Here is a 14,783-nt window from a genome sequence, read left to right as displayed (position 1 = left end):
GTCATATCAGTGTGTCTGCTAAACAGGATATGGGTGTTCAGGCGCTTATAGATGCGATTACAGCGCATGCAGGCTTTCAGCCTGAGGAAGACACCTTTATTGCGAGAACTCGTCATTTAGACGCAATGAAGCGTACTCAGCGTTATTTAGCAGAGGCACGTGAGCAACTCGTTGTATTTAACGCGGGTGAGCTGGTCGCTGAATCATTGCGTTTGGCACAAAATGCCTTGGGCGAAATTACAGGTGATTTCAGTGCTGATGATCTATTAGGGAAGATTTTTGGTTCATTTTGTATTGGTAAATAAATTTAAATAATTTAGAAGCTTAACATTATAAGCATTAAAGGAAATTTCTTTTAGTGCTTTTTATTTAAACTGAAACTGGTTTTTTTAATTTATATAATATTAATAATTTTAATTTACTTTTTAATTTTGATTAATATAATTTAAAACAATAATTTGGAAACTAATAAAACTTTATGAATATTAGGTTATATACATTGAATCATTTGATTTTAGGGACATGCTTCTTGATGTTTTCAACATTCACTAATTCTAAAACAGAGATTTATCAATGCCGTGAAAATGGAACAGTAGTCTTTCAATCTAAGCCATGTAAGGGTGTTGGTAAAACAGTGGCAGATAAATTAAAGGAAGAGCAAGAAGCCAAGGATAAAAGACTGGCTGAAATTCAAGAAAAAGAAAAGCGTTTGCAAGAGCGATTAAAGCAACAAGATAAAAAGGAAGTTGGTTTTAAAGAGTTTATTATCAGTTTGAAGAAAAAACTTTCTAGTTATTGGCATGCTTTAAAAAAGAAATTTACAATAGATGCTTAATTTATAACAACAGATTTATTTTATAAAGTATCTAAATAAATCCATCTTTGGGATAGAGTTTAGTTAATGAGTTAGAAATGATTGCTTATAAAGTAATTTTTGGACCCATTACAAAAACAAGTCGAGAGGATGCAGAATGGATAGTCGAAGATTATATTTCCTCTTTATTTCATAATCGACAGGTATGCGGTGAGAATTTTTTAATCGTACAAGATGGACTAATGTGTTCGTATATTCATTTGCAAGGTATTAATGCAAATCTGAAAGAATATCATTGCAAATATGGCATTGAACGACTGAAACGCGTTATTGAGTTCTTTAGTTGCGAACCATCATGGGAATGTATTGATGATGATGTTCCAGAACAAAATACCCATTGGAAAAATGTTAGTTTCCTTTATCTCTATACTCATATGGATGATTGGCAATCACCCGTATGTCGGGGGGATAACGGTCACCCAATTCCGATTTTTCTTCTTTCGGGGAGCATCAACAACGAGAAGAAATATATTTTTGGCAACAAGAATATAAAAACTGTGATCAAGCTTGGATAAATAGTGGTGCTTTGGAAAAAGTAGCCTATAAACAATTGGCAACCCCAGATAATTAATTGTCAAAAGCTGGTCAAAAAATTTGTAAATATGTTGAAGAAGTGACTGGTATAGCTACCTATTATTATCTTCAATGTTATTGGGGACGCAGGAAAAATGAAGATACACGGCTCTGCCCATCTTGTGGTCAAAATTGGAGTACAGGATTAAACTCTAATGAGTTTCATCATTTTGCATTCCAATGTGATCAATGCCGTTTAGTATCTCACCTTGCTGTCTCTTATGAAAATGAACGACATGCTGTGATTGGTGAATGGCGTGGTTTTAAAATCAAATGAAAATTTATAAACAAGCGTAGATTTTACTCAAACCTACGCCTTTTTATATTTAAGCCTCTTCTTGCTCTTCAGCTTTTTCTTCTTCCTTTACCATGTTGAGTGCAGTTGCAGCGGGAGGTACACCCTCTTGGCGGTTACTTTTCAATTTGATTTGTAAGCGTAATTCATTGACTGAATCTGCATTTCGCAGCGCCTCATCATAGCTAATCGCGCCTTCGTTATAGAGATCAAATAGGGCCTGATCAAACGTTTGCATACCCAATTCACGTGATTTGCTCATAATTTCTTTAAGCACATGGAATTGTCCTTTTAGAATATTATCTGCAATCAATGGTGTATTGAGTAGAATCTCAATTGCTGCACGACGACCTTTACCATCCTCAGTACGAACTAAGCGCTGTGAAATAATGGCTTTCATATTGGATGATAAATCCATCAGCAATTGATTACGGCGCTCTTCTGGGAAGAAGTTAATAATACGGTCTAAGGCTTGGTTGGCATTATTTGCGTGTAAAGTCCCTAAACAGAGATGTCCTGTTTCCGCAAAAGCAATCGCATGTTCCATGGTTTCAGTATCGCGGATCTCTCCAATCAGAATGACATCAGGCGCTTGGCGTAAGGTGTTTTTCAAAGCGTGATGCCATGAGTGGCAATCAACGCCAACCTCACGATGCGTAATCATCGATTTTTTGTGTTTGTGTACATATTCAACAGGGTCTTCAACGGTGATGATATGGCCTGCTGAATTCTCATTGCGATGATCAATCATGGCTGCTAAAGAGGTTGACTTACCTGAGCCAGTACCACCAACGACCAGCACTAAACCACGTTTTTCCATGATCACATTTTTAAGTGAGTCAGGTAGTTTTAGCTTTTGAAAGGTTGGAATTTCAGAGGTAATGGTACGAATGACCATCCCGATTTGAAGTTGTTGTTTGAATACATTGACGCGGAAACGTGAAACATTGGGAACATTAATGGCGAAATTACATTCCCATTCATTTTCAAATTCTTGTCTTTGCTTTTCATTCATTAAACTATAAGCAAATAATTTGGTTTTATCAGCTGTTAGAGCCTGCTGCCCCAAAGGTCGCATTAATCCTTGTAATTTAATACTCGGCGGAAAATCAGCGGTTATAAATAAATCAGAGCCACCATATTCCACAACTTTAGTGAGCATATGGAACATAAAGGTTTTGGCTTCTTCTAATAATTCAGCATTGTACATTGATATACCCAGATTATTTAAAGCATTTAGAATTGCAATTAAGTTGGATGAAACTAAAAACACAGATTTAAGAGAACATATCCTTGTTTCTTAAAAATGAAGCAGCGCAATATGACAAAATTGGTGATTACGCTGCTATGAATCTTTGGTTTAGAGAGATGATTTAATTTCGATGAGATTATTCCAAAGATCAACTGTACGATCTACTTGGTTTTAAATTTATAGTAATAATTTCAATGTGATGTGATAAAAATTGTCAGCTTTTTACTTAAAATATGCTTTAACTTGAGAACTCCATCAAATTGATTGAAATGAATAGAACGTTCCACGTGAAACATGGGGCGATTGGTTTGATTTTGGTTGTGACTCCGTAAGCTTTGCAGCCTCAATAAATCTGAGTGATTACAATAGCCGCTGATTTTAAAATTGAGTTTGCGTCATGTTAAAGAAAATTGGGATTTTTTCACTGTTAGGCTGCGTCTCTGCTTTCAGCTTTGCAAATGTGGAAACATTAAAAAGCAATTTGAGTAAACAATATCCCAATATTCAAGTTACCAATATTCAGCCTACTGAAATGTCTGGTTTATATAGTGCCAATCTCGATAATCAGATCATTTATTTAGATGAAAATGCCGAGCATATGTTCATCGGATCAATGGTTCGTCTTAAAGATCAAAAGAATCTGACTAAAGATTTAGTGTTAAAGCAGAATTCAATTGATTGGAAGCAACTTCCTCTCAAAGATGCCATTAAAACAGTGAAAGGCAATGGCAAAAGACAATTGGCAATTTTCTCTGACCCTAATTGCCCGTATTGTAAAAAACTAGAGGCAGAGCTAGATAAGCTAAATGATGTCACTATTTACACCTTCATTTATCCATTAAAAACACAGTCAATTGCCGTGTCTAAACAAGTTTGGTGTGAAGCAAATCCTGCATATGCATGGAAGAATCTATTGCAAAAAAATGTTCAGCCCAAAGCCAAAACTTGTGCAAATCCAATTGATCGTAACTTAGAATTAGGTCGTAAATTGGGGGTACAAGGCACACCAACCTTAATTTTTGGCAATGGCTTAAAAATGGTCGGTGGTCGTAGTGCTGAAGAAATCCAAATGATTTGGAAAGAATTAGAATTATAAAAATTCTCCCAATTCATTGATTAACGATGAATTGGGAGTTTTACTGAGATTAACTTTTCTTGGTTACAAGGTTGTAGATAAATAGAATAATAACGGCACCGATGACTGACGCAATAAAACCAGCCGCTGAATTCTCTCCATATAAACCGAGTAATCGACCACCATAGGTGGCAAGTAATGAACCAGCTATCCCTAATAAGGTTGTTACGATGAAACCTGCTTTATCATCTCCAGGATGTAAAGCACGTGCAATTAAGCCCGCAAAAAAACCAACTACAATTGCCACAATTAGAGACCACATTGTCTTTTCTCCTTGTTTTCACAATGGTATTTATTGTTATCCTGCTTGATAGAGCTTACTTTTGTCTGTAGTGGATTTTCCACTTATGTCGTATTTTTGTGCAACTTGAGTCAAGTTAAATAACTTTTCCAACAAAAAAAGGTGCTTTGCAGCACCTTGATTACAACTGACATCTTAGCAAAATATAAACCCCAAAAATTTATTTAAAGATTCAATTTGCGAGAGATGTCAAAAGCCCTCAAAGACCAATCTCACCAATAAATGGTAGATGACGATATTTTTGATCAAAGTCGAGGCCGTAACCAACGATAAAGCGGTCTTCAACTTCAAAACCAAGAAATTTTACATCTAAATTAATTTCACGGCGTGATGGTTTGCTGACCAAGGTACATAATTCAATTGAATTTGGATTACGGGTTTGCAGAATTTCCATCACTTTACTTAATGTCCGTCCTGAATCGATAATATCTTCAACGACGAGAACATCTTTACCTCGAATTTGACCATCAAGATCTTTTAAAATTTTAACATCACGTGAAGAAACAGTTGTACCGTTTACATAGCTAGATACAGTCATAAAATCGAGTTCATGTGGTTTTTCAATGGCACGACACAAATCTGCCATGAAAATGACTGAACCGCGCAATAAGCCAATCAATACCAGTTCTTTATCACTTTGAGCATAGTGTGCGTTGATTTTATCGCCGAGTTCTTTCACTTTGGCTTGGATCTCTTCACTGGAAATCATTACGCGCATTGCAACAGTCATCGATGGAGTCCTAAAACTTAAAAACAGGAAAAATAAAAAAGGTGTTGACCAGCAACACCTCGAAATCTTGAGTTAATGTGAGAATTTTAAAACAAAATCACATTTCATGCACCTTTTGATGGTGCAGAAAATGTATCATTTTTCGGCTGACGGCTGTCACGTTTCAAAAGAACAGCACAGCCTAAAACCAACAACACCCACTCAAGTCTTTGTTTGGACGTTTGTTTAGTGGGCACTATATGCTTTTTGTCCATAAATATAAGTTGCCTCAATATTACGGTCATCACCCATGGTAAATAGTGCAAATAAGCTATCATCAATCGACTTTGAGCGTGACTGACGCAGTTGTTGCAAAGCTGTTGCTTTGAGGTTGAGCACTACAAAATCAGCTTCTTTACCGATATTAAAGTTCCCTAACTTATCATCTAAGTCTAAGGCTTTCGCGCCACCTAAAGTGGCATGATATAAGGATTCAAAAGCAGAGAGTTTGTCCCCTTGCAGTTGCTGGACTTTATAAGCCTCATTTACCGTTTGTAAGAGACTGAAAGACGTCCCTGCCCCAATATCTGTACCCAAGCCAACTTTAACTTTTTGCTCCCAAGTCTTTTTCAATGGAAATAAACCGCTGCCTAGGAATAAGTTTGAGGTCGGACAGAATGCGATTGCTGAGTCCGTATCATGCATGCACTGCCATTCAGCATCTTCCAAATGAATGCAATGTGCGAAGACCGAACGTTGTCCAGTTAAGCCATAATGGTGATAGACATCGAGATAGCCTTTTTGTTCGGGGAATAAATCTTTCACCCAAGCGATTTCATCTTTATTTTCACTTAAATGGGTGTGCACATAGACATCTGGGAATTGTGCTTTGAGCTGCCCTGCTTTTTTGAGTTGTTCTGGGGTTGAGGTAGGTGCAAAACGAGGTGTAATTGCATACAAGGCACGTCCTTGACCATGCCACTTCTCAATCAGTGCTTTAGAGTCGTCGTAAGCGCTTGCTGCGGTATCACACAGCGCTTCAGGTGCATGACGATCCATCATCACTTTACCTGCGATTAAACGCATTTGGTGCTGTTGTGCAGCTTCAAACAGGGCATCGACTGATTCTGGATGAACCGTACAGAATACCAGTGCGGTTGTTGTTCCATTTTTGAGTAATTCATTCACAAAAAATTTAGCGATTTCTTGCGCATAAGCTTTGTCTTGAAATTGGATTTCTGTTGGAAAGGTATATGTATTTAACCAACTGAGCAGCTGTTCGCCGTATGCACCGACCATTTCAGTTTGTGGAAAATGGATATGCGTATCAATCATGCCAGGAATGATCAATTGATCTGGATAATGCTGAATTTCAACGTTTGTAGGTAGTTCAGACTGAGCATCTTCCCAAGCGCCAAACCAACGAATCTTACCTTGTTCAGTGATCATGATACCATCTTCGAGATAGCGAACTTGATCGGTAATTTCAGCGGCTTGAGAAACAGTGTTTTGAATATCTAAGAAGCGACCACGAATCACCGTGATAGGAGTAGCCAAAGTCATAACAACCTACAATTTTACTTTTTTCGGTTGATTGTACCTGATTTTGCCAAAGTTACTGGATTATTCGCCTATTTTAAGTGCTTAAAACGTGTATAAATGTGAGTCATTATTTAAATCAATTCATTTGATTTCGGGTTGAATGATTGATCAACACATAAAAAAGGGCCTTCATTGAAGACCCTTTTTTAAATGCTTTGTGATTATTGCGCTTGACGCTTGTTATGACGTATAGAGAGATAAGCCGTAATACTGAGCACAAGGACAATAAAACCGAGTGAAATCCAAATCGGCATGTGGAACACATCGAGCAATAACATTTTCGCACCGATGAACAATAAGATAATCCCCAAACCATACGGTAAATAATGCATCTTGGTTGCTGCACCTGCGAGCAAGAAGAACATTGCACGGAGACCCAAGATCGCCATTAAGTTTGCGGTTAAAACAATAAACGGGTCACTGGTAACAGCAAAAATCGCAGGGATGGAGTCAACAGCAAAAATTACATCTGAAGCTTCAACAAGGATTAATACCAAGAATAAAGGCGTTGCCCAAAGTACACCATTTTGGCGAATGAAGAATTTATTGCCTTCTAGTTTTGGCGTAATACGCATATGTTTGCGTAGCCATTTCAACAATTTAATATCTTCGATATTGGTTTCTTCATCTTGTCCTTTGAGGAACTTAAAGCCTGTATAGACCAAGAATGCGCCGAAGATATACAGCACCCAAGAAAACTCTTGAACAAACCAAGCGCCGATAAAGATAAAGATAGTTCTTAGAATGATTGCCCCAAGTACGCCGTAAAGTAAAATTTTACGTTGTAGCGCGGGTGGAATCGCAAATGCAGCGAAAATCATCAGCCAAACAAAGACGTTATCAATCGCAAGTGATTTTTCGAGTAGATAACCTGCGAAGTATTCCATGGTTTTTTGGTTCGCTATGGTCGCACCCAGTGTTTGCTGGAGGTAGAACCACAAACCACCGCCAAAGAGCATGGCAACTGTGACCCAAGCAATACTCCAATACGCCGCCTGCTTAATTGGAACATCTTGGTTTTGCTTTTGTTTAAAGCCTAAAAAGTCGATCAATAGCATGACAATGACAATGCCAAAGAACGCAACATACAGCCATAAATTGCCGATAGTTTCCATCACAACTCCCTATCTGGCAAATGGACATAAAAAAACCTTGACCAGTTGCCAGATGAATTAATACATCTGTTTCAACATGATCAAGGTCTTGCCTACATCACAAATGATTGTGATGCTCAGAGTCCGACTTTTTGCAAAGTGTAATGACGAAGCTCTGACACCTAAGTATTGGATCTCTTAGGTTTGGAGGAGGCTACTCCCCTTGTCAACAAATTCTGTATGGATGGTGACATCCAAATATGTGCGTAGAATTACACAAATAAGTGATTTAAGCAAATGTTCAACGCATAAATTTTAAACATGATTTTTGTATGATCAGGACAATAGGTAAAACAGCCCAGATCGATTAAGTTATACCTGAAGAGCTTTATTTTGTTTTGAGAAATAAGAAATGAGTGTTGAAAAAATACTAAATAAACCCCTGAAATTGTTTGCCCCTCGTGACCCTGAAGAAGCACATCGTGCTGCTACCCCGTTAGAGCTTTTATTTGACCTTATTTTTGTTGTTGCCATTGCGACTGCTGGGCAGCAACTACATCATGCCATGATTGAAGGGCACTTATGGCATGCTCTGCCGACCTATTGTATGGTGTTTTTTGCTCTGTGGTGGGCATGGATGAATTTTACGTGGTTTGCTTCCGCGTATGACAATGATGACACGCTTTATCGTTGTCTTACTTTTGTGCAAATCGCGGGGTCATTAGTGATGGCAGCTGGGATTCCAGCCGTTTTTCAACAACACAATTTCGATGTGATTATCATTGGTTATGTGATTATGCGATTGGCTTTAGTCACTCAATGGATACGTGTGGCAAAGCATGATCCCGAGCGCAAAGTGACTGCTTATCGTTATGCAATCGGTATAGTGTTGGTTCAGTTAGGTTGGCTGGTTGGTAATTTTAGCTCTATTCACATGACCACGTGGTTATTTCTTATACTGGTCTTTTTTGAATTAGCCGTTCCTTTTTATGCGGAAAAGCATGCCGCCACGCCATGGCATCCACATCATATTGTCGAACGTTATGGGCTACTGACCATTATTGTATTAGGCGAATCCATTATTGGCAGTTTTGCCGCTACACAGGAAGCCTTTTCGAATCGTGTGATCAATTATCAAGAAGTATTTTTAATTATTGGCGGTTTATTGATGATGTTTGCGATGTGGTGGGTCTATTTTGATCGTAGTCATCATCACCATCAACGCCGTGGTGTGCAGCCGTTTTTATGGGGCTATGGCCACTTTTTTATCTTTATCAGTATTGCTGTATTAGGTGCTGCTTTAGCTGCCGCGGTTGATGTTTCAACACAAAATGCACATATTTCAAGCCAAATGATGGGATTAATTATTGCGGCCAGTTTGGCGATATATAGTACTTATATTTGGCTGTTTTATGAGGCGTTTTATTTATCAGGATGGGGGCGTTGGGTTTATCCAATTACTGTATTGATCCTGTTTTCGATTCCTTTTTTATTTGCTGATATTGGCTATATCGTTTTTGCAATGGCAGTTATCTATATTCTTCGCCTGATAATTTCTAAAGTGTATTTGATGAATTGTGATGATGAGCTAAGCATTACAACGCATTAAAGCTCTTCTTCATTCGAACTAAAACCAAGTTTAGCGTTTTAATGCGCTAAATTGGTTGGCTCAAAAACTTTCAAAATTTCGTTTCGAAGAAACTGATGGCGAGGATTGTGCCGAACGGTGTCATGCCAGTACATGCCCATCTTAATTTTAGGTAATTCGATGGGTAGCGGATGAATATTTAAATTTTCTGCATAATGCAGATGTTTAAGAATACTATGTGGAATGGTCAGAATTGCATCGGGGTATTGAGCAAGCACTTGTAGCGCAGTGGAATAATGCTGACAACGCAAGAAAATTTGCCGCGACAGTTGCTGACGATTGAGATAAATATCTTCAAGCAATAAGCCTGTGCGCCTTGATGATACACCGATATGTGGTGCGGAGAGATAGTGTGATAAATCCATCTGCATTTGCTGTGTACACACCACAAAATGATCATCAATTAAGTTTTCAAACTGTAAATTGGCTTGATACGGTTGCACCAGATCAATTACAAAATCAATTTGTTGAGCTGATAAATCAGCCAGCATATTTTTACGATCCAACTTAGAACTCAGAAATTGAATATCAAGATTGAGTTGGCTGAAATGATGAACTAATTGCGGAAAAATAATTGGTTCAATTTCATCATGTATGGCAATTTTAATGCTTTGCAGCATGCTTGGTACAAAGTCTTGCTGTGGAATTGCAATATTCTGAATCGTGAGCAGCGCATTTTGAATCGGTTGATAAATTTGCTCAGCATACGGCGTTGGCAGCATTTTTTGTCCGCTGCGAACAAACAGTTCATCTTGTAGTTGTGTACGTAATCGCTGTAATGCATGGCTAACCGCAGATTGGCTGATACAGAGTAATTGCGCCGCTTTGGAAATGCTTTTTTGTTCAAAAATCGCGATGAAAAGTGGGTATAAATTAATATCAATACGATGAAAATTGCCCACTTCGAGTGGATGACTATTATGAATCTGATTCATAGTTTTGAATAAAATTAAATCATTTCATTCATAATAAATTTTCACTTATGGTGATGTAAAGCAGCGAATCAATATTCGCCACATTTTACATTGAGGGAAATGATGATGTTTGCATTATCCGAACGCGCACAGGATTTTATTGCACGAACACAAACCTTTATTCAACAAGAAATAGAACCAATAGAAAAAGCATTTTGGGATGAAACACATCGTTTAAATGTCGATGGTGATTGGACCAAATGGCAATGGCCAGCACAACTTGAACAACTCAAAGCGAAAGCCAAAGCAGCTGGCTTATGGAATATGTTTTTGCCTGATGCGGAACTCGGCGCAGGTTTATCTGTGCAGGAATACGCACATATTGCCGAACTCACAGGACGCAGCTTACTTGCGCCGACCGTTTTTAACTGTAATGCACCCGATAGCGGCAATATGGAAGTGTTATGGCGCTATGGTAGTGAAGCGCAGAAACAACAATGGTTGCATCCGCTGTTGAATGCTGAAATTCGTTCAGTGTTCTGTATGACTGAACCTGCGGTTGCATCGAGTGATGCCACCAATATGCAAGCAACGGCTGTGATTGATGGTGATGAAATCGTCCTGAATGGTCGTAAATGGTGGTCGTCAGGTTTAGGTGATCCAAATGCCAAAGTGATTATTTTCATGGCCTATACGCCAGATCCAAGCAAAGATCGTCATCATCAACATTCAATGGTACTGGTACCCATTGATACACAAGGTGTCAGCATTGAGCGAATGCTTCCAGTTTTTGGGGATTACGATGCACCACATGGTCATGGGCAGGTCAATTTTGACAATGTACGTGTGCCTGTCAGTAACTTTATCGGCGGTGCAGGACAAGGTTTTGAGATTGCCCAAGGGCGTTTAGGACCTGGACGTATTCATCACTGTATGCGTTGTATAGGCGCAGCAGAAAAAGCGCTAGAGTTGATGATTGATCGAGGCATGTCACGTAAAGCCTTTGGGAAAGAAATTCTTAAACTCGGGGGTAACTTGGAACGTGTCGCTGAAGCACGCGTGCAAATCGACCAAGCTCGGTTATTGACCCTGTATGCAGCTTACAAGATGGATACTTTGGGGAATATGGCGGCGTTAACCGAGATTTCAGCGATCAAAGTGGTTGCGCCAACTGTGTTGCAAAATGTCGTCGATATGGCGATTCAGATTCACGGTGGTGAGGGTGTGTCACGAGATACTCCACTGACCGCATTCTTTAATCAAGCGCGTAGTTTACGTTTAGCCGATGGACCTGACGAAGTGCATAAAGGCATGATTGCTAAATTAGAGTTAAAAAAACGTGGTTATGGTCGCGGATAAGGATATAAGCAAATGACAGTAATTGATGTGGGTGGGCAAGTTCGTCACGGTGAAGAACTGGATATTTCGGCGGTTGAAAGGTGGTTGAAAGATCAGAGTATCATCTTGCAAGGTCAAGCACAGGTAACCCAATATTCAGGAGGCGCATCGAATTGGACCTATCGTCTTGAATATGACAATGTCGATTTGATTTTGCGTCGTCCTCCTAAGGGAACTAAGGCCAAATCAGCACATGACATGGTACGTGAATACAACGTGCAGAAACATCTTGCACCATTCTACCCTGTCCTGCCTGAAATGCTTGCATTGTGCCAAGACGAACATGTCATTGGCTGTGATTTCTATGTGATGAAGCGAATTGAGGGCATTATTCCACGTGCCAATTTGCCTAAAGAATTACAACTGGATGAGCCACAGGTGCAGCAGCTTTGTCTCAATGTTTTGGATAAATTGATTGAATTGCATCAAGTGCCTTATCAAGGTACAGATCTGGAAAAACTTGGCAAGGGCGAAGGTTATTGCCGCCGTCAGGTTGAAGGCTGGGATACACGTTATCAAAAAGCATTAACGCCGAATGTGCCTGATTTTGCTTTTGTACGTCAGTGGCTACAAGAGTACATCCCTACCGACTCTAAAACTTGTGTGATTCATAATGATTGGCGCTTTGATAATGTTATTTTAGATCCACAGCAGCCAATGAAAGTGATTGGTGTATTGGATTGGGAAATGGCAACGTTGGGTGATCCCTTAATGGATTTGGGCAGTGCCCTCGCCTACTGGATTCAAGATGACGATGACGCACTGATGAAATCCAGCCGCCGTCAACCTACCAATCTAAGAGGCATGCTGACACGTCAGCAAGTGGTCGATTACTATTTGGCAAAAACAGGGTTGAAGCCTGACAACTGGGCATTTTATGAAGTGTTTGGTTTATTCCGTTTAGCCGTGATTGCTCAGCAAATTTATTATCGTTATTACCATCAGCAAACCGATAATCCAGCTTTTAAAGATTTTTGGATTCTGATCCATGCTTTACATATTCGAGCATTAAAACTCATCGCAGAAAATAATGTAGAAGCACAGCAGTTGATCCCTGAATATGCAGCAAAATTACAGGATATTTTAAAACGATGAGCACGATTTATTTAGTGCGACATGGGCAAGCCTCGTTTGGAGCTGCAAGCTATGATCAACTATCTGCCAAAGGTGAGCAGCAAGCACAGGTGGTGGGTGATTTCTTTCAATCAACACTAAAACATACTCCGCTTGTGATTGCAGGGTCAATGCAGCGTCATCAACAAACCGCGCAGTTGGCTTTGGCTCAGAGTTTTCAAGACATTGTGGTGCAAATAGAGTCTGCTTGGAATGAGTTTGATCATCAGCATGTGTTTGCTCAGTACGAGCCGCGTTTTAATCAACCTGAATTATTGAAGCAAGATGTCGCTCAAGTTACCAATCCACGTGCCTATCTGGCTAAAATTTTTGATGGCGCGATTGACCGCTGGATTGGAGAGCAATATGACCATGAATATCATGAAACATGGTTAGCCTTTCAGACCCGCGTCGAAACGGCTTTGCAAAACCTTTGTGCCAACATTGATGTAACAGGATACAAGCAAGCCGTAGTATTTAGCTCAGGTGGAGTCATTTCTGTGGCTGTGGGCAAAGTCTTGGGGCTGAATGCGAAACAGATTTTTGCGTTGAATTGGTCGATTGCTAACGCTAGCGTCACAACACTGCGTTGGGTAGATGGTCGTTTGCAATTACTCAGCTTTAATGAGCATCATTATTTAAAAACACGTGATGCTGAACTTTTAACATGGATTTAAATAAAAATAGGTGGCAGGCATGGCAAAGACAATTTTAATTACAGGTGCAAGTTCAGGTTTAGGTGCAGGTATGGCAAGAGAGTTTGCTGCCAAAGGCTACAATCTGGCGTTGTGTGCACGACGGTTGGAACGTTTAGAAGCATTACAACAAGAGCTGCAAAGTCAGTTTTCTATTCAGGTCAAGATTAAGACGCTTGATGTGACTCATTACGATGATGTTTTTACGGTTTTTAAAGCTTTTCAGCAAGAATTTGGCAGTATTGATCGCATTATTGTCAATGCGGGTGTAGGTGACGGTCGCCGTATTGGTAAAGGTCATTTTGACGTAAATCGTGCTACAGCGGAAACCAACTTTATTTCGGCGTTGGCGCAGTGTGAAGCGGCAGTTGAAATTTTTCGAGCACAAAACAAAGGGCACTTGGTAGTCATTTCTTCGATGAGTGCGATGCGTGGCTTGCCAAAGCATTTATCGACTTATGCTGCGAGTAAAGCAGCTGTCGCGCATTTGGCAGAAGGGATTCGTGCCGAGTTGTTGCATACACCAATCAAAGTCTCGACGATTTTCCCAGGCTATATTCGTACTGAGTTAAATGAAGGTGCGAAGAAGTTACCGTTTGAGGTGGATGAGAAAACAGGTTCTAAGGCGTTGGTGAAAGCGATTGAGAAAGAACCTGTGAAAGCTTATGTGCCGCAGTGGCCGTGGCTGCCAATGGGCATTGCAATGAAGATTTTGCCTTTGAAACTTGTGAATAAATTGAGTTAATTGCCATTTAAAATGGATTGGAGATATCTCTAATTAGCAAGATTTCACAGCCTCATATAGGCTGAATCATTAACATGTTTGTGTAGAGGCGTTTCCTTACTTTTCAAAGATGAAAAGTAACAAAAATCTTTTGTTGGACTGATGGTATATCCCTATACCACAGTCCAACGGGCGGCATCCATGCCGCCTGTGACGATAGTGAATACCGCGACAGGATTAGGTTATAAAAGTGAACTATGGGCTAGATTACGACAACGCTGTAATCAACTTTTGGTGCAATCCACCAAAACCACCATTCGACATGATCACCACAGCGTCACCCTCACCTGCTTCATTGACTACACGAGCAATGATCTCATCCAGTGAACGACTGACTTCGGCTTTGTTTGATGATGCAGAGATGACAGGCTGTAAATCCCAATCCAAGCCTTCAGG

13 protein-coding genes and 3 pseudogenes are annotated in these 14,783 nt (G+C 39.7%); 9 read left to right on the top strand and 7 right to left on the bottom strand.

Features of this window, described 5'->3' with window-relative positions:
• From trmE to B4237_RS17700, 3 genes and pseudogenes are all read left to right on the top strand, one after another.
• Positions 1-305: pseudogene (trmE, locus tag B4237_RS04695) on the top strand (tRNA uridine-5-carboxymethylaminomethyl(34) synthesis GTPase MnmE); the annotation flags it as partial.
• Between the two features lie 227 nt (positions 306-532).
• Positions 533-835, top strand: coding sequence for a hypothetical protein (locus tag B4237_RS04690; protein WP_278595878.1), 303 nt, complete (start codon positions 533-535; stop codon positions 833-835).
• A 77-nt stretch (positions 836-912) separates the two neighbouring features.
• Positions 913-1,724 (top strand): annotated as a pseudogene (locus B4237_RS17700) (DUF2310 family Zn-ribbon-containing protein).
• Positions 1,725-1,773: 49 nt separating this feature from the next.
• Here B4237_RS17700 and B4237_RS04675 read toward each other — a convergent pair.
• Positions 1,774-2,952: a PilT/PilU family type 4a pilus ATPase gene (locus tag B4237_RS04675; RefSeq protein WP_278595863.1), complete on the bottom strand. Its 1,179-nt coding sequence runs from the start codon at positions 2,950-2,952 to the stop codon at positions 1,774-1,776.
• A gap of 439 nt (positions 2,953-3,391) precedes the next feature.
• On the opposite strand from B4237_RS04675, the gene B4237_RS04670 reads away from it, so the two are divergent.
• Positions 3,392-4,090 (top strand): DsbC family protein, encoded by a 699-nt coding sequence (locus B4237_RS04670; RefSeq protein WP_004882231.1) that lies wholly within the window; start codon positions 3,392-3,394, stop codon positions 4,088-4,090.
• A gap of 49 nt (positions 4,091-4,139) precedes the next feature.
• Here B4237_RS04670 and B4237_RS04665 read toward each other — a convergent pair whose 3' ends face one another.
• The 4 genes from B4237_RS04665 to B4237_RS04650 form a co-directional block, all read right to left on the bottom strand.
• Positions 4,140-4,391, bottom strand: a complete 252-nt coding sequence (locus tag B4237_RS04665) for a GlsB/YeaQ/YmgE family stress response membrane protein (RefSeq protein ID WP_004882229.1) — start codon at positions 4,389-4,391, stop codon at positions 4,140-4,142.
• A 238-nt stretch (positions 4,392-4,629) separates the two neighbouring features.
• The gene (hpt, locus tag B4237_RS04660; protein ID WP_023012778.1) at positions 4,630-5,160 is read right to left on the bottom strand and encodes a hypoxanthine phosphoribosyltransferase; all 531 of its coding nucleotides are present in this window, start codon (positions 5,158-5,160) and stop codon (positions 4,630-4,632) included.
• Positions 5,161-5,385: 225 nt separating this feature from the next.
• The gene (guaD, locus tag B4237_RS04655) at positions 5,386-6,702 is read right to left on the bottom strand and encodes a guanine deaminase (RefSeq protein WP_286941825.1); all 1,317 of its coding nucleotides are present in this window, start codon (positions 6,700-6,702) and stop codon (positions 5,386-5,388) included.
• Positions 6,703-6,902: 200 nt separating this feature from the next.
• Positions 6,903-7,856 (bottom strand): TerC family protein, encoded by a 954-nt coding sequence (locus tag B4237_RS04650; protein WP_007482166.1) that lies wholly within the window; start codon positions 7,854-7,856, stop codon positions 6,903-6,905.
• 391 nt (positions 7,857-8,247) lie between these two features.
• Here B4237_RS04650 and B4237_RS04645 point away from each other — a divergent pair, with 391 nt between their 5' ends.
• On the top strand, positions 8,248-9,444 hold the full coding sequence (locus tag B4237_RS04645; protein ID WP_286941822.1) for a low temperature requirement protein A: 1,197 nt from the start codon (positions 8,248-8,250) through the stop codon (positions 9,442-9,444).
• Positions 9,445-9,482: 38 nt separating this feature from the next.
• Here B4237_RS04645 and B4237_RS04640 read toward each other — a convergent pair whose 3' ends face one another.
• Complete coding sequence (locus B4237_RS04640) at positions 9,483-10,418, bottom strand: LysR family transcriptional regulator (RefSeq protein ID WP_278595865.1); 936 nt, start codon at positions 10,416-10,418, stop codon at positions 9,483-9,485.
• Positions 10,419-10,523: 105 nt separating this feature from the next.
• Here B4237_RS04640 and B4237_RS04635 point away from each other — a divergent pair, with 105 nt between their 5' ends.
• The 4 genes from B4237_RS04635 to B4237_RS04620 are packed head-to-tail and all read left to right on the top strand — an operon-like array spanning position 10,524 to position 14,348.
• Positions 10,524-11,756, top strand: a complete 1,233-nt coding sequence (locus B4237_RS04635; protein ID WP_278595879.1) for an acyl-CoA dehydrogenase family protein — start codon at positions 10,524-10,526, stop codon at positions 11,754-11,756.
• Between the two features lie 12 nt (positions 11,757-11,768).
• Complete coding sequence (locus tag B4237_RS04630) at positions 11,769-12,890, top strand: phosphotransferase family protein (RefSeq protein WP_286941819.1); 1,122 nt, start codon at positions 11,769-11,771, stop codon at positions 12,888-12,890.
• A complete protein-coding gene (locus B4237_RS04625; RefSeq protein WP_278595867.1) occupies positions 12,887-13,585 on the top strand; it encodes a histidine phosphatase family protein in 699 nt (232 codons plus the stop codon). Before B4237_RS04630 ends, B4237_RS04625 begins: the two co-directional genes overlap by 4 nt.
• 19 nt (positions 13,586-13,604) lie before the next feature.
• The gene (locus tag B4237_RS04620) at positions 13,605-14,348 is read left to right on the top strand and encodes an SDR family oxidoreductase (protein WP_278595868.1); all 744 of its coding nucleotides are present in this window, start codon (positions 13,605-13,607) and stop codon (positions 14,346-14,348) included.
• A 246-nt stretch (positions 14,349-14,594) separates the two neighbouring features.
• On the opposite strand, the pseudogene B4237_RS04615 reads toward B4237_RS04620, so the two are convergent.
• A pseudogene (locus B4237_RS04615) lies at positions 14,595-14,783 on the bottom strand (UDP-N-acetylmuramate:L-alanyl-gamma-D-glutamyl-meso-diaminopimelate ligase); the annotation flags it as partial.

Origin of the sequence: Acinetobacter sp. UBA6526 (assembly GCF_002434875.1) — a bacterium.
Classification (GTDB): Bacteria; Pseudomonadota; Gammaproteobacteria; order Pseudomonadales; family Moraxellaceae; genus Acinetobacter; species Acinetobacter venetianus.
Note: the sequence above shows the minus strand (reverse complement) of the source record. Positions and strands in the feature narration are given on the sequence as shown.